Source organism: Bradyrhizobium sp. KZN70725, from assembly GCF_055264925.1.
Genome location: NZ_JBUYWT010000085.1, coordinates 1 through 19,978 on the forward strand (window position 1 = coordinate 1; position 19,978 = coordinate 19,978).

Annotated in this window: 16 protein-coding genes and 9 pseudogenes; 12 read left to right on the plus strand and 13 right to left on the minus strand. The window is 57.0% G+C overall.

Going from position 1 to position 19,978, the window contains the following annotated elements; genetic code table 11:
- On the minus strand, positions 1-95 hold a 95-nt coding region (locus tag ACZBJS_RS39050), incomplete at its 3' end, for a 3-keto-5-aminohexanoate cleavage protein (protein ID WP_463440079.1).
- 566 nt (positions 96-661) lie between these two features.
- Between ACZBJS_RS39050 and ACZBJS_RS39055 the strand changes: the two genes are divergently transcribed.
- The 3 genes and pseudogenes from ACZBJS_RS39055 (at position 662) to ltrA (ending at position 2,682) form a co-directional block, all read left to right on the plus strand.
- A complete protein-coding gene (locus ACZBJS_RS39055) occupies positions 662-916 on the plus strand; it encodes a hypothetical protein (RefSeq protein WP_463440066.1) in 255 nt (84 codons plus the stop codon).
- Positions 917-1,081: 165 nt separating this feature from the next.
- A complete protein-coding gene (locus ACZBJS_RS39060) occupies positions 1,082-1,216 on the plus strand; it encodes a hypothetical protein (protein WP_256436599.1) in 135 nt (44 codons plus the stop codon).
- Between the two features lie 184 nt (positions 1,217-1,400).
- Positions 1,401-2,682 (plus strand): annotated as a pseudogene (ltrA, locus tag ACZBJS_RS39065) (group II intron reverse transcriptase/maturase).
- 207 nt (positions 2,683-2,889) lie between these two features.
- Here the strand turns inward: ltrA and ACZBJS_RS39070 are convergent.
- A pseudogene (locus ACZBJS_RS39070) lies at positions 2,890-3,074 on the minus strand (IS66 family transposase); the annotation flags it as partial.
- Positions 3,075-4,501: 1,427 nt separating this feature from the next.
- Here ACZBJS_RS39070 and ACZBJS_RS39075 point away from each other — a divergent pair.
- From ACZBJS_RS39075 to ACZBJS_RS39095, 5 genes and pseudogenes are all read left to right on the plus strand, one after another.
- Positions 4,502-4,837 (plus strand): annotated as a pseudogene (locus tag ACZBJS_RS39075) (SDR family NAD(P)-dependent oxidoreductase); the annotation flags it as partial.
- Positions 4,794-5,123 carry an SDR family oxidoreductase gene (locus tag ACZBJS_RS39080; protein ID WP_463440067.1) on the plus strand — a complete coding sequence of 110 codons (330 nt, stop codon included), beginning with the start codon at positions 4,794-4,796 and terminating at the stop codon, positions 5,121-5,123. The pseudogene ACZBJS_RS39075 and the gene ACZBJS_RS39080, both read left to right, overlap by 44 nt.
- Positions 5,081-5,230 (plus strand): SDR family oxidoreductase, encoded by a 150-nt coding sequence (locus ACZBJS_RS39085; protein ID WP_463440080.1) that lies wholly within the window; start codon positions 5,081-5,083, stop codon positions 5,228-5,230. Before ACZBJS_RS39080 ends, ACZBJS_RS39085 begins: the two co-directional genes overlap by 43 nt.
- Positions 5,231-5,494: 264 nt before the next feature.
- A complete protein-coding gene (locus ACZBJS_RS39090) occupies positions 5,495-7,459 on the plus strand; it encodes an acetoacetate--CoA ligase (RefSeq protein WP_463440068.1) in 1,965 nt (654 codons plus the stop codon).
- A gap of 382 nt (positions 7,460-7,841) precedes the next feature.
- A pseudogene (locus ACZBJS_RS39095) lies at positions 7,842-7,979 on the plus strand (IS630 family transposase); the annotation flags it as partial.
- Here ACZBJS_RS39095 and ACZBJS_RS39100 read toward each other — a convergent pair.
- Positions 7,936-8,157, minus strand: a pseudogene (locus ACZBJS_RS39100) (IS66 family transposase); the annotation flags it as partial. The pseudogenes ACZBJS_RS39095 and ACZBJS_RS39100 sit on opposite strands and share 44 nt — an antisense overlap.
- Here ACZBJS_RS39100 and ACZBJS_RS39105 point away from each other — a divergent pair.
- Positions 8,138-8,676 (plus strand): annotated as a pseudogene (locus ACZBJS_RS39105) (transposase family protein); the annotation flags it as partial. The pseudogenes ACZBJS_RS39100 and ACZBJS_RS39105 sit on opposite strands and share 20 nt — an antisense overlap.
- 14 nt (positions 8,677-8,690) lie before the next feature.
- Here ACZBJS_RS39105 and ACZBJS_RS39110 read toward each other — a convergent pair.
- From ACZBJS_RS39110 to ACZBJS_RS39140, 7 genes and pseudogenes are all read right to left on the minus strand, one after another.
- Positions 8,691-9,893, minus strand: a complete 1,203-nt coding sequence (locus ACZBJS_RS39110) for an SGNH/GDSL hydrolase family protein (protein WP_463440069.1) — start codon at positions 9,891-9,893, stop codon at positions 8,691-8,693.
- A gap of 133 nt (positions 9,894-10,026) precedes the next feature.
- Entirely contained in the window at positions 10,027-11,862 is a 1,836-nt protein-coding gene (locus tag ACZBJS_RS39115; RefSeq protein WP_463440070.1) for a carbamoyltransferase family protein, read from the minus strand.
- A 3-nt stretch (positions 11,863-11,865) separates the two neighbouring features.
- Positions 11,866-12,018 (minus strand): DUF5989 family protein, encoded by a 153-nt coding sequence (locus ACZBJS_RS39120; RefSeq protein ID WP_463440071.1) that lies wholly within the window; start codon positions 12,016-12,018, stop codon positions 11,866-11,868.
- 7 nt (positions 12,019-12,025) lie between these two features.
- Positions 12,026-12,427, minus strand: a complete 402-nt coding sequence (locus ACZBJS_RS39125; protein WP_463440072.1) for an SxtJ family membrane protein — start codon at positions 12,425-12,427, stop codon at positions 12,026-12,028.
- Between the two features lie 616 nt (positions 12,428-13,043).
- Positions 13,044-13,257: pseudogene (locus tag ACZBJS_RS39130) on the minus strand (IS66 family transposase); the annotation flags it as partial.
- 122 nt (positions 13,258-13,379) lie between these two features.
- Positions 13,380-14,328: pseudogene (locus tag ACZBJS_RS39135) on the minus strand (IS110 family RNA-guided transposase).
- A gap of 256 nt (positions 14,329-14,584) precedes the next feature.
- Positions 14,585-14,857, minus strand: coding sequence for a hypothetical protein (locus tag ACZBJS_RS39140; protein WP_463440073.1), 273 nt, complete (start codon positions 14,855-14,857; stop codon positions 14,585-14,587).
- Positions 14,858-14,994: 137 nt separating this feature from the next.
- Here ACZBJS_RS39140 and ACZBJS_RS39145 point away from each other — a divergent pair, with 137 nt between their 5' ends.
- Both ACZBJS_RS39145 and ACZBJS_RS39150 read left to right on the plus strand, forming a co-directional pair.
- Positions 14,995-15,954, plus strand: a complete 960-nt coding sequence (locus ACZBJS_RS39145; protein ID WP_463440074.1) for an SGNH/GDSL hydrolase family protein — start codon at positions 14,995-14,997, stop codon at positions 15,952-15,954.
- A gap of 16 nt (positions 15,955-15,970) precedes the next feature.
- Positions 15,971-17,368, plus strand: coding sequence for an MBOAT family O-acyltransferase (locus ACZBJS_RS39150; protein WP_463440075.1), 1,398 nt, complete (start codon positions 15,971-15,973; stop codon positions 17,366-17,368).
- A 160-nt stretch (positions 17,369-17,528) separates the two neighbouring features.
- Here the strand turns inward: ACZBJS_RS39150 and ACZBJS_RS39155 are convergent, their stop codons facing one another.
- The 3 genes and pseudogenes from ACZBJS_RS39155 to ACZBJS_RS39165 all read right to left on the minus strand — a co-directional run.
- Positions 17,529-18,416, minus strand: coding sequence for a polysaccharide deacetylase family protein (locus ACZBJS_RS39155; protein WP_463440076.1), 888 nt, complete (start codon positions 18,414-18,416; stop codon positions 17,529-17,531).
- A gap of 86 nt (positions 18,417-18,502) precedes the next feature.
- A complete protein-coding gene (locus ACZBJS_RS39160; RefSeq protein ID WP_463440077.1) occupies positions 18,503-18,991 on the minus strand; it encodes a hypothetical protein in 489 nt (162 codons plus the stop codon).
- A gap of 88 nt (positions 18,992-19,079) precedes the next feature.
- A pseudogene (locus ACZBJS_RS39165) lies at positions 19,080-19,382 on the minus strand (transposase); the annotation flags it as partial.
- Positions 19,383-19,549: 167 nt separating this feature from the next.
- Between ACZBJS_RS39165 and ACZBJS_RS39170 the strand changes: the two are divergent.
- The coding region (locus tag ACZBJS_RS39170) for a sigma factor-like helix-turn-helix DNA-binding protein (protein WP_463440078.1) at positions 19,550-19,978 on the plus strand (429 nt) is incomplete at its 3' end.

Here is a 19,978-nt window from a genome sequence, read left to right on the forward strand (position 1 = left end):
GCGATCTGCTCCGGGCTCACCGGCACATGCGGGCTACGCTCCACCGCATTCCCGCCCCCTGTGACCGCACAGGTAATGAACACCTCAGAGATCATCCTCACCTTCTCCTTTCGCTGAAAGCTTGACCTGTCCTAAGCTGGGTCAGATCGGCTTAAAGTTTCATCCTATGATGTTCACCGCTTTTGGATTTCCGAGCGTAAACTCGTCAGCGACCAGGATGAATCGAGCGATTTTTCATCGAGAGCTGCTGGCGACAGGGCCGCTGCGAACGCCTAGGCTGCGACAGTCGTCATGCCAGCAATCGGCGTGCCACTCGCGGAATCCAGTACGCGGCTTGCCTGACGAGAAAAAACACGTGTAACTAGCAGGCTGCTCTTGGAATGACGCTGCGGGTCGTTGGATTCCCAACATCGCCGTAGTCAACTGGACAAGGCGGGCATGACCAGATGGAACCTCATGTAACGCCAGTCGCCTTCGCCGAGCTTGAACGACTACTTGGCTATGACACGTCGCGGGCGGCACATCAGTGCATCGTGCGGCATCATGCGTGCTCTGGCCGGTGGTGCAGTGATGCACCGGCTTCAGCTGTCGGAGCCCTCCTGGTTTTTTCGAGCGCCGCGCTTTGAAGAGAAATACGTCTCCAGTGCCGATAGCGGCCACCATGGCGCTCGAAATAATCCGATTCACCGACAGACCGCGAGTTCAAAGCAGTATCACGTCGAAGATGCTCCACGACCGTGAGATCGCTGCGCTCGGCTTGCCTCGACCAGCGCTAGCGGATCGGATCGGCGCCTGCGTGGTAGCACTCGCTCCCATTATTGAGGTCATCTGGATCCACGTCACGAGCGCGAAACGCATCCACGCCGACGATAGTGTGCTGCAGAAGCACACAGAAAGGATGATCGAGATGATCTGAAAATCTGTGTGCACAAGCTGTGGCAGCGATGAGGGTAGGCCCCTCGGGATCGACTTTCAGGAGTAGGTCTCAAATCACTTCAAGCGGCTTCGCTTAAGAGGCGCGGTCGTGAGCGTTGAAGCTAACGGTCGGGAATACCCGAACGGATAGGCGTCCGAGAGACGAATGAAAATGAACCCGCCGATGAACCGTCGTAACGTGGAAATCGTCGTCAAAACCAGAGGTGTGTCGTCCCTCTGGGATGAGCCCGCCGGAAGCCTGATGACCGGGCGGGCGGCGACCGGCGTTGAGGGGGCGTGACTCGGATGCATGCGCTGCCGCGGAACTGCAGGAACCAGTCGCTCCGATGGAAAGGGAGAAGCACAAGCGGAGAAGACCGCGAGGCGAGATTACCGACGCGGAGCACTGGGACGGACCGATCCGTATTAGCGACGAAGGCTCGTAATGGGGCCGGAGCGAAGGGATCGGATCAGGTGGGCTGGCCATCGTCGCAACTGACAACAGGAGGACGACGGTGAACCAGCCGGGCAAACCGTTCAACATCGACAAGAGAGAGGTGTACGAAGCATATCTGCAGGTGCGATCCAATGGTGGCGCAACCGGTGTCGACGGAGTGACGATTGAGCAGTTCGAGTCCGACTTGAAGAGCAATCTCTACAAGATTTGGAATCGAATGAGCTCAGGCGCTTACTTCCCGCCGCCTGTTCGCGCCGTCTCCATTCCAAAGAAGAGTGGGGGCCAAAGGATCCTCGGGGTGCCCACTGTGGCAGACCGCGTGGCACAGACGGTTGTCAAACAACTGATTGAGCCGGCTCTCGACGCAATCTTTCTGGCAGATTCTTACGGCTACAGACCCGGTAAATCGGCTCTCGATGCCGTAGGCGTGACGCGACAGCGGTGCTGGAAGTACGATTGCGTTCTGGAGTTCGACATCAAGGGACTGTTCGACAATATCGACCACGAGCTTCTGCTGCGGGCCGTCCGGAAACATGTGACGTGCGCATGGGCTGCTCTACATTGAAAGATGGCTGACAGTGCCGATGGTGCAAGAGGATGGAACGATAATCGAGCGAAGCCGCGGTACCCCACAAGGGGGCGTGGTGAGCCCGATCCTCGCCAACCTCTTCATGCACTATGCATTTGATCTCTGGATGGCACGGATGTTCCCCGATCTCAGGTGGTGTCGGTATGCGGATGACGGGTTGGTACATTGTCGGAATGAGATGGAGGCGCAAAGCGTTCGCGAAGCGCTCCAGGCTCGGCTGGCGGAGTGCCGCCTGGAATTGCATCCTCCGAAGACGAGGATCGTCTACTGCAAGGATGATCGACGCCGAGGTAAAAGCGAGACGGTCATGTTTGATTTTCTCGGTTATTGCTTCCGGGCACGATCGGTCCTGGGGCCGCATTCGCAGAAGATGTTCTGTGGGTTCACCCCAGCGGTCAGCAAACCAGGGCTGAACGGCATGCGGGCGACGGTCCGAGGCTTGAAACTTCGCAGGCGAACCGAGGTGACGCTGGACGATATTGCTCGCGAGCTAAACCCGATGGTTAGGGGGTGGATCGCTTATTATGGGCAATACACGCGCTCAGCGCTTTATCCTTTGGCACGCTACATCAACCAGACGTTAGCTATTTGGCTGAAGCGAAAGTACAAGCGCTTCCATCACCGTTTAGGACGCGCGCGTCTCTTCCTGGAGAAGATCGCGCGTGAGAAGCGCAGGCTCTTTGTGCATTGGCAACTCGGCGATGGCGGCAAGCTTGCCTGATGGGAGCCGGGTGAGGCGAGAGTCTCACGCCCGGTTCTGCGAGAGGCTGGAGGTGAAATCCCTCCGGCCTACTCACCCCACGCTGCCGGTACTGGCCAAGCTTAAGACGGTTACCGGCCGGATCTGGACTTATGTTCGCGATGACCGGCCGTTTGGCAACGGCGACGCATCCGGGTGGATGCGCACGTCGACCCTGAGGCGCTTGCGCTGGGCCTTGATCGCAGCGATACCGATCCCGATCTCCTCAAGACAAAGACATGCGGTTCATCGTCGCCGTTTGCCGAGCCAAGCTTTTCCGATCGTCGGCCGAACCGGGCGCGGTCGAAGGCCTTCAGGATCTGCGTCAGCAGCTCGATGCGCGCATCGGTATCGGCGGTGCGCGCCTTAAGATCCTGGCTCGCAGATAGCCGTTCCTTCGCGCTGTCGCCGAAACCTGTCGCGGAGCGGCGTAACTCTCTGCCACGATGCGTTGCTTCTCGTCCAGCGTCCAACAGCGCCGCGCACCCCACGAAACTACGTCGATCCCGCGACCTTTGACATAGGGTTGCAAGTCATCAGCCTATGTCTTCAACGTCCCGTCACGTGAGACAAGGCGGCCACGCCGTAGCATTTCCACGTAACTCATAATGGCCGAGGTCTGTTCAAGGACTTCCGTCCGCCCCTTTGCATGGATTTTATCATTCTCTCGTTGCCGAGTTCGATCGGCCGCATCTGTGACAGCGCGTTCAGAGGAGGCGTATCATGGCCCTCGCACATCGGCCATCAACCAACATTTGGCGTTCAGCTCCACCCAGAATCGGTGCTTAGAAGAAGGCGACGTGATGTTCACGAACTTCTTGCGCTTGCACAGACTGGCTATGCGTGAGGAGATAACGTAGTACACGCTAAGGCTCAATGCGAAGACGAGTTCCGGCTGTTTTCCAAACAAGATCTGATAGTAAGTGTTCTGCAGAAACAAGTCAGTAACCCCGCCGGAGAGGGTTGGAAGGCGAACCCTGCCGCTCGGTCCCATCGGCGAGCTTGTCCAGCCTCTTCAGTCTGAACTGAAGCCTTGCTTGATGCAGAAAAACTCCTCTCCTGCCCTATTTATCGCATAACTTCTGCTACACCGGCTCACATTTCGGTGAAATTCAACACGGGCTCCATCATATTCTTTATTGGTGAAATGCAGGTCCCTTGCTCCCTCCGAATGCCTGACTTCGAACGCGAGCTGCCACCCACCAGCACTCTTCCGCAGTTGCCGCTTTCTTTCATTGAACGCGGTCACGTTCGACTTCCCGATCATCTCGGAGGCAGTAGCGGACGCTTCGGCTACTTATCCGGTACTAGGCAGCAGCGACCCGGCGATGAAGGTCCTCCCTCGCGATAAGCCTGCCCTTGCTAACTACCTTGCTCCGCCAGTTGCGAACCGCCACCAAGCTCGCGGTCGCGACTGCCAAGTCGACGCATTGTGGCAATGGTCTGCTTGTATCGAGGATCCGATCGGGCTGGCGAGAGTCGTGATCTTCGGCATCGATGGGGGCACGTACCGGCACGGTGCAACAATGCGTCCGCTATCACCACCTGACGTCAAACGCTATCGGGCCGGATGTCGCCTGCCCGATTGCGCTACTTCGTTCCGCGCCCGCGAACGTCGCAGCCATCCTGTTCGAATGCACCGAGCTCGTAGGTTGTGCCCCGCCCGATGCGCCCTATCACGAGCATACGCCTCTACGATCATGAGCCTCTGTTGGATAATGGTGATCGCGTAGCGCGTGGGAGAGAAAGAAATGGCCAAGTTGGATTGTGAAAGCCACAAGCAGCGGTCCCACTCGCGTGGATGGTCGCTGGAGGGCCGAGTCGTGACCGGCGAGCGGCGGGAGAGCTTAGGAAAGCCATTGTGGCTGAACTATCTGAGCGCGGAGCGGACGTGCGTGGTGCGGACGTCGTTGGCCAGGGGGTTTTCCACGCGGATCTCGTCACTGCGAGCGGGAATCGGGACATGATCGCCCATGTAGTTGCCACCGCCAGACGTCTAGACATCCTCCTGTTGAATGCCGGACTGTCAGTTCAGGCACCGCTCGATCAGCTTCCAGACGCCGAATGGGATTGTCTTAAAGCCGTGATGCTGGATGGACCATTCTACGCGCTGGAGGCGGCGTGGCCCGCTCTCACATGGTCCCCCGGTGGTCGCGTTGTCGTTACGGCATCGGTGGCTAGCTTCGGGAAGTGGCCGCCAGAAGGAAGCGTACTGTGCCGCGAAGTACGGAGTTCTTGGCTTGGTCCGCACTGCTGTGCTGGAGGACGGCGCTCACGACCTTACTGTCAACGCCGTCGTGCCAGGCTGGATGGATACGGGGCTGATGCGTACCAGCTGGAGATTCAGGCGAAAAACCGAGGCGTTAGCACTGACGAGATCTTGGCACTTTTCCGCGAGTCGCAGCCCTGTAATCGCTTCGTAGACGTCCGTGAGGTTGCGGCAACTATTGGTTTTCTTGCGAGCCCTTGTGCCTCCGGGATCAATGGCGAGTGCATCACTATCGATCTCGGTGCAAGTGTCTGTGGTTAGGAAGTGCCTCTCCGAGTATATCACGATCACCGATAGCGTTGCTCGTCGCGAGTGGAATTGCGCCGAGCAACGGCCGCAAGTCGTTTCCAGAGCCGACCGCGACCCTAGCCGGCCTTGCGCGCAGTCGCGCACGCCATCAAGGCGAGGAAGCACCGATCTTTCAGGTCTTGGCACTGTCGGCGATCGTTTCGAAATCCTGCCCGCACTCCAGAAGGCACTCCATTTCCAATTTCGAACCCCGATAGTCTCGTGGAGTTGTATCGGATGAAGCAAAATTCGTATCTGTGGGCACCATCGAAGGAGGTGCAGCAGAAAACGCCGCTCTTTCATTTCATGGGCTGGTGCGCCGATCGATATGGCCACGCGTTCGACAGGAGCTTTCCAGATTATGACGCCTTTTACGCCTGGTCGATCGCTGAGCCAGGCGACTTCTGGTCGGCGGTCTGGGATTATTGCGGTGTCAAGGGCGAGCGCGGTGGCCGTGCGCTAATCCACGGCGACGATATGCTTGCTGCGCGTTTTTTTCCTGATGCCGTGCTCAACTTTGCCGAGAATCTATTGTCACGCAGCGGATCGGGCGATGCGCTGATCTTCCGCGGCGAGGACAAGGTAAGCTACCGCTGGTCGTGGGATAGACTGCGCGAGGAGGTCTCCCGGCTGCAGCAGGCATTCAGGGACCTCGGTATCGAAAGCGGCGATCGTATCGCTGCCATGTTGCCAAACATCCCGGAAAGCGTGGGCTGTATGCTGGCCGCAACTTCAATCGGCGCGATCTGGTCTTCCTGCTCGCCGGATTTCGGCGAACAGGGCCTGCTCGGCCGCTTCGGCCAGATCGAGCCAAAGCTCTTCATCACCTGCGATGCCTATTGGTACAACGGCAGGCTTCAGGAGGTTGCCGACAAGGTGCGGGCAGTGTCAGCCGCACTCAAAGCGCCGGTTCTCGTCATACCCTATGCGGGTGGGGCGTCCGAGCTCGTGGCTTCGCTTTCCGATGGCCGCACGCTGGCCGATTTCATTGGGCCCTTTACAGCAAAGGAGGTGGAGTTCGCGCGCCTGCCGTTTTCGCACCCCCTTTGCATATTGTTTTCCTCCGGCACAACCGGGGTGCCGAAATGTATCGTTCATTCGGCCGGCGGCACGCTGCTTCAGCACCTGAAAGAGCATCGCTTCCATTGCAGTCTCGAACCCGGCGAAAAGCTCTTTTATTTCACCACTTGCGGCTGGATGATGTGGAACTGGCTTGTTTCCGGCCTTGCCGGCGGCGCGACTCTCTGTCTTTTCGACGGTTCTCCTTTTGCGCCGGATGGCAAGGTGCTGTTCGACTACGCGCAGGATGAGAAGTTCGCGGTGTTCGGAACCTCGGCAAAATATGTCGATGCGGTCCGCAAGGCCGGCATCGTGCCGAAGGAAAGCCATGATCTTTCGCAGCTTCGCCTTATAACTTCGACAGGTTCGCCGCTTTCGCCGGAGAGCTTTTCCTTTGTCTACGAAAGCATCAAGAGCGACCTTCATCTGGCCTCGATTTCCGGCGGCACTGATATTGTCTCTTGCTTTGTGCTTGGCAATCCGCTGAAACCGGTCTGGCGCGGCGAGATCCAGGGACCTGGCCTGGGGCTGGCGGTGGACGTTTGGAACGATGACGGCAGGCCGGTGCGCAGTGAAAAGGGTGAACTCGTCTGCACCAAAGCCTTCCCCTCGATGCCGGTCATGTTTTGGAACGATCCCGAGGGGAAGAAATACCGGGCCGTCTACTTCGAGCGTTTCGAGAATGTCTGGTGCCATGGCGATTTCGCTGAATGGACGGCGAACGACGGCATCCTCATCCATGGCCGCTCCGACGCGACACTCAATCCGGGCGGCGTGCGCATTGGCACTGCGGAAATCTACAACCAGGTGGAGCAGATGGAAGAAGTAGCGGAGGCCATCTGTATTGGCCAGGACTGGGACAACGACGTGCGCATCATTCTCTTTGTCCGCCTCGTAAACGGCCTGAAACTCGATGATGTCTTGGAGAAGACGATCAAGACCCGCATCCGAACCGGCGCTTCGCCGCGCCACGTCCCCGCCAAGGTGATTCAGGTCGGTGACATTCCGCGCACCAAGTCCGGCAAGATCGCCGAACTGGCGGTTCGGGACGTGGTGCATGGCCGGACGGTCAACAACAAGGAAGCGCTGGCCAATCCCGAAGCGCTCGATTTCTATGAAGGACTTGGTGAATTGGCGTATTAGCCAATTCACCTAATTGAGCGATGGTGCGGTTACGCTGCAAACTATCGAAGTGCAACTTTGGAGGTCAAGCATATCCGAATCGGTCCCTCGCGATACTCGCGATAGCCTTGAGCCTATAAAGACCCAACTCCCAATGGCCCGCATCGGGTAGCGCACAGTGAGTTTCGTGCCGTCGATCGAGGTCATCTGAAGCCCTCGGTCAACGAGTTCGTAAATGACGGCGAGGTCGGACGCTAGTACCCGGATCATATAGGCGTACGTCTACTCAGTTGAAGATAAACCCCGCTGCCCACCCGCCGCCGATCACCCCCTAGTGGATCAAATCTGACATTTGAATCCCGGAAGGGATTCCGCCGTGGCCGATTGCATGCGAATCTGGCGCATGCGCACCGGTATTTCCATCACTGTTAGCCCATCTGATCTCCTGCGGCTGGAGGCGCTCGTGCGGGATCGCAATGCGCCGCAGAAGCAGGTTTGGCGAGCCGAGATCGTATTGTTGAGTGCAGACGGGGTCGGCACCAGTGTGACCAGCAGCCCGCCAATGTGATGCTATCATTGCCGCGATCGGATCGCGCGAGCTTGTTATAGGCGGCATAACCATCCACCTGCAGGATGCCGCGATAACCATTGAGGTGCCGGCCCGCGCATTCGCCGGAGCGGCTGTCTTCGAAGCGATAAGCCACCATCGGCGGCATGGACGTCTCTGAGTCCAAGCGGCTGAAGGCGCTGGAAGAGGAGAACGGGAAGTTGAAGAGGGTCTTGGCGGAGCAGATGCTCGATGTGGTTGCCTTTCGCGAGCTTCGTTCAAAAAAATGCTTGGGACCGCCTGCTAAGCGCGCTGCGGTCGCGCATCTGCAGGCCGTCATGAGCCTGTCGGAACGGCGGGCATGTTCGATTGTCGGCCGGACCGGAAGATGACCGCTACGGCTTAAGCCGATCTCCAGACACAGCTCTGAGCGGCCGGTTGCGCGATCTCGCCAACGAGCGGCGGCGTTTCGGCTACCGCCGGCTGGTCGTCTTGCTGCAGCTGAGGGCGAGCCATCGGGGATTAACCGGATCTATCGGGAGGAAGGGCTCCGCAAGCGACGAGCCCGCCGCAAGGCCGTGGGAATGCAGGCCTCGATCCAGGCGGAGGCCGAGCCCAATGCACGCTGGCGCTGGACTTCGTCCACGACCAGTTCGCCAACGGCCGGCGCTTCCGCATCCTCAACATCGTCGGGGGGGGCGTGCGCTACCGCGGCCGGTGTTGCTCACCTCCTGGAGCATACAAGGCCAATATGTCGGCTGTAATCTTCCTAGATATCCGCTCATTCCCTTCCTCGCCATAGTGCCAGCCGTCCACGTAAATTGGGTTGGCAACATCGGAAAAAATAGTACGTAAGTCATGAATCGCGTTCCGACCCAGACTCTCATGTACTCTCTTGACCAACTTGCTTCTCATCAGACCATAAAGATTTCCGGCTGGATTCCGTTTCTCCAATCCTAGACGCTGATCCTCTTCATATTTTGTCCTCTGTGTTTTATCCGACAGCTGCGGCTCAAGGTAGAACAATGCTTTAAAGGACAGGCTCCTTGAAATAGCCTCTACAAAGCGGACATTCCCTAGATAAACATCCAGAGCTCCGTCGGCCAGCAGGTCTAAGTCGTTCGAGCAAACCATGGGCTGTTCCTTTCCAGTGAGCAGCCTCATCAGCGCAAAGTTTTCTAGATTTATCTTTATACGCGCTTTTGCCTCTTTCTCAGAAGTTATTCGCTCGACAGTTGAGCTGCCAACCGGAAGGCCCGGTTTTCCCTCATAACATGCGGAAAACGCGTCAAGCAGTCCGCTGTAAAAGACCACAAAATCAGGAACGTTTTGCCTTCTTAGTTCGAGAATGAATCGAATCAAGCTTTGAGTGGTTACATCCCCGCCGACTGCATAGTTTGTGACAATAGCGTCGACTCCATTTTCGGCTAGCCTTTTGGCGACAAGAGAGGGAATGGTGAAATCGTCGCTGGATCCCCACCCCCACATGGTGGATCCCCCAAAAAAGAATATCTTTAGCCCGGCGCTCTTACCATCGTTGATTGCCTCAGGATTCCACGTTCTTCTGATACCTTCATTTACCGTAAAAAATTTGCCCATATAGTCCGCCTCGCGCGATTGCGTATATGGAGCCCACGGCAAGGGCCAATGCCTAACCTCAATGAGTTCTCTAAAGAACTTTTCTGTCAAGTCGGCATCTGCGTATACGCCAGAATTGGCTTTAGACTTAATGGCACTTTGAATTTCATTTCTATCGGCTCTCTGATAATGGGCGGTCAGCGACGCTTCCAGAAACGTCAATAAAAGAAGAACAAGGCCAAGGACTACCCATGCTCCATGTAACAGGGCCGCTAAACGAATAACCCTCTTCCTCGCCGCGGTTCTTGTTAGCGCATTATTGTCTTCCATAGCTGCATTCCGATCATTACGTTTCTTTGCTTTCAGATCCAAGTGGATGTGGATGACTGCCTCAAGATGCGTCCTCTGCGCGGGAGAGATAGAACACGATGGCGAGGCGCACGAAATTTGACCGCCTCACCTTCTAATCCAGTTCATAGGAACTGCGATACTCTTTCATCAGCGCCCTGCTCTGGTCTTCCTTGCATAAGAGCGAATTGCCGATGGCAAGGAGCTCAATCTCCGTTCCCATGAAGCAGCGGAATGCGTCCTCCGGAGTGCAAACGATCGGTTCACCTCGCACATTGAACGACGTATTCACGAGAACGGGACACCCGGTCAGCTCCTTAAACTTCGATATCAACCTATGAAACCGCGGATTCGTCTCGTGATGCACCGTCTGCACCCGCGCCGAGTAGTCCACGTGTGTGACGGCTGGAATGTCTGATCGTGCGACGTTCAATTTATCGATTCCGAATAGCTGCCTTTGCTTTTCTGACATTGGCAGCTGCTTCGTCTTCATCACGTCGGCCACAAAGAGCATATATGGGCTGTCGGACTCTAGCTGAAACCATTGCGACGCGTCCTCGTGGAGAACACTCGGTGCAAATGGACGGAAAGACTCGCGATACTTCACCTTGATATTTAGCTGCTTCTGGACAGTCGGTGAGCGGGGATCAGCAATGATGGAGCGGGCGCCGAGCGCTCGTGGGCCGAACTCCATCCGCCCCTGCATCCACCCAACCGCCTTGCCGTCGATGAGAGCGCGTGCGACACTGTTAGTCAGTTCTCCGTCCGATTCGGTCGTGAATACCGCGCCGGCCTTTCCGAGACTCTCTTCGATTTCCCGCTGGCTGAACTCTGGGCCGAGATACGCGCCGTTCATGCTGTCGCCCGAATGGATGCTCCTGGGATTTTCAAGCATCAGATGATAGGCAGCGAACGCTGCGCCCACTGCGCCGCCGGCGTCGCCAGCAGCCGGCTGAATCCAGATATTGTCAAAGAGCTCTTCGCGCAGGAGCTTCCCGTTCGCAACGCAATTAAGCGCTACTCCTCCTGCGAGGCAGAGATTTCTCTGCCCGGTTGTGGTCCGGATTTCTCTTGCAAGCTTTAAGACGACCTCCTCGGTAACGGCCTGAATGGAGGCTGCCAGATCCATCTCCCTCTGCGTCAACGTACTTTCCGGGCGTCGGGCCGGACCACCAAATAGCACATCGAACCGATCATTGGTCATCTTTAGTCCGGTACAGTAATCAAAGAAGCTCATGTCCAGGTGGAAGGACCCGTCCTCCTTGATGTTGATCAGGTGCTCCTTTATCAGATGCGCGTACTTGGGCTCGCCGTAGGGCGCTAATCCCATGACCTTGTACTCACCGGAGTTTACCTTGAACCCGATGTAGTAGGTGAACGCTGAGTACAGCAGACCAAGAGAATGTGGAAAGTGGATCTCCCTGTAGACCGATAGTTCCTTTCCCTTACCGATTGCAAGAGAGGTTGTCGTCCACTCTCCGACGCCATCCATCGTCAACACTGCGGCCTCGTGAAATGGCGATGGGAAGAACGCCGAGGAGCCGTGACTGAGATGATGCTCTGAAAAGCGAAGTCGACTCGACCAATCAGTATCACTCCCAAGGTGTTCGTTCAGCGCCTCCGCAATCAGCGTTCTTTGAAACAGCTTGTCCTTCAGCCAGACCGGCATCGACGTTGCGAAGCTCTTAAATCCCTTTGGCGCGAACGCTAGATAGGTTTCAAAGATCCGCTCGAATTTGCTAAAGGGCTTGTCATAGAAGACGACATAGTCGACGTCGGCTGGACACAGCCCTCGGGCGCTGAGACAGTAACGAGCCGCATGGGCAGGAAAGCCTGGATCGTGTTTTTTTCGCGTAAAGCGCTCTTCTTGGGCGGCCGCTGCTAGTTCGCCGTCTGAGACGAGACAAGCGGCAGAGTCATGATAGTAAGCTGAGATGCCCAGGATATTCATTGGTCAAAACAGCGCGTAAACAAACGGCGAAATGACAGAGCCTTGTGCCAGAACGAGCAGAGCGGCTATGACGACCATGAGAGCAATCACGGGTGCGAGCCACATCTTTTTGCGTACTCGCATGAAAGCCCAGAGTTCAGTGATGAAGAGATACATCTGCGCCTCAGAACTGGTTTGTGAAGGAATGACCTATCGGACCTGGCGGGTTACGACCGATCCAGTAACTTGCGACCGGTCGTCGCTTCAAATGAAGCTCGTCGCGCCCGAGCAAGCGAGCGACGAAGGCAATCGGTGCGAGAAGCCCGAAATAAATGATACCCAGAACCACCGGGCTGACTATTCGTCCTAGCAACTCGCCGAAGTAGAACCAGAGTAAGTTGAGCGGCGCGAGAATTCGCGGAACGGTCAATGCTATGCCGCCAAATGCGACACTGATCGCAACGAGCGACACGTAAGCCGGAGCGACGCGTCCCTTGACGGCCGCGTATGCGCCCAACGCAAGAAATACGGCGCAGAATGTGAGGCCGAAGCGTCGATTGGACGGCAATTTGGCTGGGACTCTCATGCTATCCCCCTGCTACATTGTTCGACGATGATTTCTTCTCAGCGCAGCGCGTTTGCGGATAGCCTTGCATGCGTCGTGCCAAAGGATAAAATCGCGTCAGAACAATACGATCACTCTGACTGCGGGGTGCGTCTCATGTCCAACATTGTCGAAGATTCGACAATTGGTTGAAGACGCAAGCGCCTGATTGAATGGCTGGTAGCTGCGTCGCTGGAGGGGCTGCGCCACGCCTTCGGCGCGCGTTCGGGCCTCCGATAGGCAACAGTGGCTCGGCCACGGTCCCAGATAAGCGCCAAGTGGCCCGAGGCCTCGCAAAGCAGTGGAACGGCATTCAGCTCCGCTTCACCGCAAATTCGCAGCCGCGCGCGCCGGTTCGTCCGTTCAAACTCAGGGCAACGCGGTAGTTGCATCTTCTCGTTTTTGATCGTTCCGGCCTTTGTGCGCCGCGCAGGCGACAAAGACTACGGCCTCGGTGCACACGCCAATGGCGGGGCGGTCGTAGAGGTGATCTCCACAGTAAGAAGCGCCGGCACGCTTCCCCGCTCAGCCGGCCTTCGCGCGCCAACCGGCGCCACGTGAACAACTGGCTCGCAGACAACCCGTTGCGCCGCGCGTTGCGTACCGGCCGCGTGCGCGGAAGGCGTGCACGCTCTGGGTTTTCGCCGCGGCGGCCCGCGCGGCAAGGTCATCCTCGCTCGCGTGGTGGCGAGTTCTTCAAGCTCCAATTCCAATTGTTCGATCAGCCGCGTCGTGCGCTCGGAGCGCTGCCCATATAGTTCGCGCTTGAGTTTCTCGATCCGCAACTCGAGATGCGCGATCAGCGCCGCGTTACGCGTGCACGCTGGCACTCAGCTACCTGTTGATTCTTCCAATCCAAGCCCTGGCCGATTGCCCACAATCCTCCGTTAGACCTCACCACATTCCCGACGTCTCTCGGCTTCTGGCCTTGCGTTTAGGCAGCGCCAGACGCTGGAGCTTGGTAAGCGCCACCGCGGACCATCAAGCCCAGGCGATACGCACGATCAGCTTTGGTGGCTTCTTCGAGCATTCTCGCCAGCCATGATCCTGTTGGTGATCCATAGCGTCTTGCCCATCGCACAACGGCGGTCGCGCCAAGCACAAGGAGGCCGGAGATCTCGCCGGCCCATCCTGGAGATTTTGCCAAGCCTATCCTTGCCTCCAGAGGAAATCTGTTTGGGCGTGAGACCAATCCAGGCCGCATAATCTCGTTCCTTGGAAAAGGTCTCGGCCGACGGCGCCAAGGCCTCTATCGCTGTAACGGAGATTGCGCCGATTCCCGAATGGTCGAGAGGCGACTTCGTCCTGTCTCGCGCGCACCCGCAGTCCCTTCTCCAGCTCTGCAACCTGCTCCGACAGAGATTCCACATGCTTCAAGAGATTTTGGCAAACGCTGCGAGCCAGATCAGGCAGGTCCGGATATGTTGCCAGCCCGTCGGGAGATATGTCTCACGCCCTGAGCCACGATCAACCCGTATTCCGCAAGATGCCCGCGCAAGGCATTAATCGCCTGTGCACGCTGTCGAACCAAGAGATCACGAACTTTGAACGCCATGGAAGAAGCTTGCTTCTCGGCGCTTTGACGCCGACAAAGCGCATCGTTGGTCAAGACGCGGCTTCGGCGATCGCTTCGTCATCCGCTGCATCGTTCTTCTGACGCCTAACGAAGGGCTTCACGTACGAGGGATGGATCAGCCGGATATCGTGGCCGAACTTACCGAAGTCCCGTCCCCAATAATGGGTGCTGGCGCAGGCCTCCATCGCGACCACACACCTCGGCAACTGGGCGAAAAACTCGAGCAATCTGCCACGGTGGAGTTTCTTACGCAGAACGGTCCTTCCATCCTGCCAGCCCCGTGGACCTGGAACACGTTCTTGGCCAAATCAAACCAATGATGCTAACCTTGTCCACGGACGTCCTCCTTACCGGGTTTGAACAACCACATCTTGGCACAATCGATGCCGTCGGGGCGTCCACTCCATCGGATATGCCGCCTATAACAAGCTGGCGCGATGCGATCGCGGCAATGATGGAGTCACATTAGCATTCTGCCGAGTATTGGAGATGGTGCCATCCCGCCCCTCACAGACCCGGACGAGCGGGTTACCCGCATCCGGTTCTTCGCGCGTAAGGTTCGCTCACGGGACGGCATATTGGTGGTGGACGATCTTGGCTGTCGGCAGCGGGCGTCGCGCGAGCATGGCCCGGAAGCGTGACCACGGCAGATTCCTGTGGCGACCACGCCGCGCGAGCCATTTCTTCCATATCCGCGTGAGCTGGTGGTGATAACATCGGATCCGTCGGCCGTTGCCGGGCGGCTTGTCGCCGGCGGCGCGCTGATGCGACGCATTGTTCGGAATTTGGAAGCCGGGGCGTCGCGCCACGCGGCTCAAGTAGACGTCAAGCGTCAATCAAAAGGGCCGCAGAGCTCCGCTTAGACTCTCCAAATATACCTGCCAGAGGAGGTAGTGTTTATATCCATGTCAGTGCTTTAATCATCGCTTTAGTAGGTCGCCGTATGAGCTACTCCTTAAGCGGTCTCGGCTGAATGCGTAAGCAATTTCTGCTCTCGGCACTTCTGTTTATGTTTTCGTTGGCAGCATCGGTGCTCGCGGCGGAAGGGGTTTTGCGGCTCAAGAACAGCTCAATGAAGAACTACGATATCGAGATGTGGCGATACGCCCGGGAGCTAAAGGCTCCAAGCCCGCGACCTGAGCTTGGTCACGATCACATCAAGAATGCCTCTGCGATTCTCCAGTCCGTACAGATCCGGACAAACGAGTGGAAGTTGCGTGGGGGTCCGGTTTTGCCCCGCAATCAGGTCAACCGTCGCATCCTGTTTCTGGGCGGCTCGATCACGCTTGGCTGGGGGGTGCCCGAACGCAAAACGATTACCTCCCGCATCGAGGCAGCGCTGCACGAGCAGGGCGAAAGTGTCGAGGTGCTAAACGGGGGCGTCGGCAACTACAACGCTGAACGATACGTACAGCGCTTTTTGTGCGAGCTTAAGGGGTTGGAGCCGACCGATATCGTCGTGCAGTACTTTCTTCGTGATGCTGAGAAGCTCGATCCAACTGCGGGCAATTGGTTTCTAAGACATAGTGAGCTAGCGGTAACGATTTGGATCGCCGTCACCAGACTTCTGAACAAATCTGGAGAGCGCTCACTGGTTGAACACTATCAAGACGTCTATCGCGATGATCAGCCGGGCTTCATCGAAATGCAGCGGCAACTTCGTCAACTGGCCGACTACGCCCGCAAGAAGAATATTCGCCTATACCTGGCCATGACGCCGGATGTTCACAACCTAAAAGATTATCCGTTTGGATTCATTCACGACAAGATTCGCTCAATTGCGCAAGCGGACGGATACAAATTCGTCGATTTGTTGCCCGCGTTTGGAAGGCTTTCTCCAGAACAAATCTGGGCTATGCCGGGAGACCCACACCCCAACGCGTTAGGTCACAAGCTAATGGCGGACGCCATTCTTCCCGCTCTCGATCAATAACCGGGACGCGAAGGCGATGCTTTTTTCCGATCCGGTCTTTTTCCTCTTCTTCGCTCTCTACTTCAGCGCCCATCTCCTGACGCCGCCGCCGTATCGACTTTACCTTTTGATCTTTGGAAGCACCGTATTCTACGCTTGGTGGAAACCCGAATACTTTTGGCTTCCTTATCTATTAAGTACCATTGCGTGGGGCGGTGTACTGTGGATCGAGCAAGCCAAGGCTCCGAACGCTCGAAAGTGGCGGCTCTTCATGCTCCTGGCCGTCCTGTTCACACCGCTTGTAGCTTTCAAATACGCGCACTTCTTGATTTACGACGTCGCTGGGGCATTCAGGACGGCACCACCACGCAGTTTCGGTGACAAACTTCGCTTCGCGCTTCCGCTTGGCATCTCCTTTGTCACCTTCACGCTCACGGCCTATGTGGTCAACGTGTATCGCGGACTATTTCCGATCGAGAGGCGGCTCACTGCAATTCTCGGCTATGTGTTGTTTTTCCCTCACCTGATCGCCGGGCCCATCCTACGACCTCACGAACTTCTTCCTCAACTGACGAAAGCAAACAGAGCGCGCGATGCCGGCTTTACTCTTGGCGCTTCCCTATTCGCCTTGGGGCTTTGCAAGAAACTGATCTTTGCGGACGGGATCGCACCATATGTCGACCTCGCTTATGCGCCTGGCGCTCACAGCGCGTATGATGATCTGCTCGCGATCTACGGTTTTTCGATGCAGATTTATTGCGATTTCAGCGGATATACCGATATGGCCGTTGGTCTGGCGTATCTCTTGCGCATTCGCCTACCCCGAAATTTCCGATCTCCCTATACGTCAAAATCGATCATCGAGTTCTGGCGCCGGTGGCACATCACATTGTCGCACTGGCTGCGCGACTATCTGTACATAGCTCTCGGGGGCAACCGACAGGGCAGCGCCCGGCGGCTCGCCAATCTGATGATCACCATGCTCATTGGTGGGCTCTGGCACGGAGCAAACTGGACGTTCGTCATCTGGGGCGGCCTGCATGGTATCGGCATCGGTCTCAATCATTTGTGCAATCACGCCTGGCCGAACACCAGGTTGCCCGCCTGGCTCGGGATCATCACCACATTTCACTTCGTCACGATCGCCTGGGTCTATTTCCGGGCTCCGAATCTCACGGCGGCACATGAGGTCCTCGCTGGGCCATTCACCAGTTCATCGACCGGCCTTTGGGCTTTTCTTTCGGAGCACGCCTACCCGCTCGTACTTCTCCTGGTATTTCTTGCGGCACATCGATTTGATGACCACGCAAGAGTTCGGCTGGCTCTTAGAAAATCCCAAAAGCCTGTCGCCTGGGCAATTCTGTTGACGGCCTCGGCCCTCGCGATTGCGGTGAGCCAAGGCGGTTCAGCCAAGTTTATCTATTTCGACTTCTGAGCTCAAGAACCGGATTTCCGTCTGCTGCCGGTGCCACCCCCTACACTACCCGTTTTCAATTGTTCAGACGACAGACAGAGGCCTACTGTGACGAGGACTTTGCCATGGACTTGTTTCGACCAAATAGCCCAGGGAAAAGACAAAAACTTTTTCGCAGTCTTTATGCGTTTGCTTCCTCGAGATAGCGGCGAAATGGACCCTGATCGTGGATAAGGTAGTTGGTGTCCATTGAGGGTAGACGGTAACGATTAGAGTTGCGCGTGATATATCGGCTCGCCTTTGGAGGACCACCGTCAGCTTCATCAGCACCTGCAATGCCCATCACATCGGCCACGCGTGCTGGTTTGCCGTCCATATTATATTGGCTGCCGATTATCCACAGCCGACCAAAGCGATAACGCTTCCTGACCTCCCGTTCCGCTTCGGTACTGAAGCTTGTCCCCGTGTACGCGAAGTCCCGCGGACTCAACCCGAGTCTCCTTTCGATTGTTTCGTTATTTTGGTCCAACTCCTCGACAATCTTGGCTCCGGTCGGATCTTGTACGCTCAAATCCGACAGGTTTGGATGATTCACGGTATGAGCCCCGATGCGCCACCCTGCCTCGAGCAGATCGCCAACTTCGTCCCAGGTCATGAATTGGCGCTCCTCAATTTTCAGGAGTGGCCCCCTAGCCTGAGCCTCGATTCCGGCTGTATTGACAAACAATGTTGGCCGAAATCCATATCGTTGCATGATGTCGTTGACCTCGTATCGCATCGTGATCGTCGGATGGTCAAAGTCGATCATCAATGGTCGCCGAGGCAAATTGCCTGTTCCCTTGAGCCAGTTTTCGAGCTCATCGTAGCCGATCGTCTCGCAGCCGAGCTCTCGTGCAATCCCGTAGAGTGCGTCGAACTCGACCGCAGAAAGTGATCGAAATCCATTTTCTGTTGAGCGCGGCACACGATCAATGCCGTGGCTCATGAGAATTGGAACTCTCTGCGGATTAGCGCCTTCTGCAGGAAGGGTCGATTCAAAAATACCGGGCGCCAAAAAACCGCAAGTCATTTGCGCCTCAGCGAATGTAGTCCGTAGAAAGCACCGTCGGTTCATGGTCATATGACTGCCTCGTTCTGTCGCGCATTTTTAAGCGCCTATGAAATGGCGGGAAAAACCGCTGATGCGGAGATGTCGGTGACGATTGTCCCAGTTTGAAGAAGCCGCAGAATCTTACAACCGTAGTTGGCTCCAATTCGCTTGGCTAAGGCATGTCGCAGGCGGATGGCACCGATTCTGTAAGAGATCCGGACGAGCCTCATGCAACGCCGGCACGCGTCAATCAGGGCGGTCGGCGTATGGCTGAAACGCGTTATGCAGGCTACCTGAAGTTCAAGGCCGTACTTGGCAGCTTGAAGCGGCTCGGAATGTTCCGCACCGAGGTCTGTCGGGCTTGACTGCGCTACATAAGGCGACGCAGCCAGCGCTCGCGCATGACTGGGGAGCGATTCCAGCAGATCAAAGTCCGAACCGTGCATCCCTATCCCAACCAGCGCTTTCCGCCATGACTCAAGGTAGGAGGTTGATCGCTTCGTAGCATATAGTGCCAATATGGTCGGCTGCAATTTTCTGAGATATCCGCTCATTTCCATCCTCGCCAAAATGCGCGCCGTCCGCCGGAGGATGTGGCATTCCGGGCGCTCCTTGAGACGGCTAGCCCGCATTTCTCACAGGGCCGACTTTCTGCTCCAGCCGGTTCAGCGTCGACTTGCCGACCACCGGCGCGCAGTCCTCGCGCTTGGCCTTAAGCTTGCCCGCCAGCACCGCCATCAGCGGGTCGTGCCGCAGCTCGTCGTGATCGTTGAGATCTTCGTAGCCAAGTGCAATGCTAAAGTCCCGTTGTCCGACCAACGTCCCGATCGCATGCTCGATCAAGTCCGGACGGCGATGATCGCGAAAGCAATCTGCAAAACGCCCCACCAGATCGATCACTCGATAGGCGGCGCCCAGAAGCAGCGCTTCAGCGTCCGACGTCAGAATGCGTGTTTCGGCAATTTCCGGACACCGATTTCGGTAATTCGCGGACAGCGATTTCAGTAATTCCGGGACAGGGATTCCGCTAAATCGCGGACAGTTGCGGGAGGTTGGTTTTCGGGCGCGCCGTTCAGGCAATGTTCTCTCTCAAGCTGAGTTTGAGAGGGGCAATGCCGAGACGGAAGCAAGCGAAACGAACCACTGTGAAGCACCTACGATCGATCCTGAGGCTGACGTACGAGCAGGACCTGTCGGTTCGGGAGATCTCGGAGCGGCTGCAGATCAGCAAGAGCTCGGTTGCCACCTACCTGCTGCGGGCACGCGAGGCGGGCTTAAGCTGGCCGTTACCGCCGATTTACGCGAGCGAGGCGGCGTTGCAGCGGGCTCTGTTCCGGCGGGTCGGGCGGCCTCCGCAGGACTTGAGCGAGCCTGAATGGCCGCGGGTGGCGCAGGAGCTCAAGCGCAAGGGCGTGACGCTGACGCTGCTTTGGCAGGAATACCGGACGGCGCATCCCGACGGCTATGGTTACACGTGGTTCTGCGAGAAGTTTGACGCCTATCGGCGCCGGGCGAACCCGACCTTCCGTCATCGCCACGCG

What these genes read in the sequence shown, in the direction of transcription:
- ACZBJS_RS39055 (WP_463440066.1), top strand. Translation starts at nt 662, where the DNA reads ATGGCGCTCGAAATAATCCGATTCACCGACAGACCGCGAGTTCAAAGC.
- ACZBJS_RS39060 (WP_256436599.1), top strand. Translation starts at nt 1,082, where the DNA reads ATGAAAATGAACCCGCCGATGAACCGTCGTAACGTGGAAATCGTCGTC.
- ACZBJS_RS39080 (WP_463440067.1), top strand. Translation starts at nt 4,794, where the DNA reads ATGGACCATTCTACGCGCTGGAGGCGGCGTGGCCCGCTCTCACATGGT.
- ACZBJS_RS39090 (WP_463440068.1), top strand. Translation starts at nt 5,495, where the DNA reads ATGAAGCAAAATTCGTATCTGTGGGCACCATCGAAGGAGGTGCAGCAG.
- ACZBJS_RS39110 (WP_463440069.1), bottom strand. Translation starts at nt 9,893, where the DNA reads ATGGAAGACAATAATGCGCTAACAAGAACCGCGGCGAGGAAGAGGGTT.
- ACZBJS_RS39115 (WP_463440070.1), bottom strand. Translation starts at nt 11,862, where the DNA reads ATGAATATCCTGGGCATCTCAGCTTACTATCATGACTCTGCCGCTTGT.
- ACZBJS_RS39120 (WP_463440071.1), bottom strand. Translation starts at nt 12,018, where the DNA reads ATGTATCTCTTCATCACTGAACTCTGGGCTTTCATGCGAGTACGCAAA.
- ACZBJS_RS39125 (WP_463440072.1), bottom strand. Translation starts at nt 12,427, where the DNA reads ATGAGAGTCCCAGCCAAATTGCCGTCCAATCGACGCTTCGGCCTCACA.
- ACZBJS_RS39145 (WP_463440074.1), top strand. Translation starts at nt 14,995, where the DNA reads ATGCGTAAGCAATTTCTGCTCTCGGCACTTCTGTTTATGTTTTCGTTG.
- ACZBJS_RS39150 (WP_463440075.1), top strand. Translation starts at nt 15,971, where the DNA reads ATGCTTTTTTCCGATCCGGTCTTTTTCCTCTTCTTCGCTCTCTACTTC.
- ACZBJS_RS39155 (WP_463440076.1), bottom strand. Translation starts at nt 18,416, where the DNA reads ATGACTTGCGGTTTTTTGGCGCCCGGTATTTTTGAATCGACCCTTCCT.
- ACZBJS_RS39160 (WP_463440077.1), bottom strand. Translation starts at nt 18,991, where the DNA reads ATGAGCGGATATCTCAGAAAATTGCAGCCGACCATATTGGCACTATAT.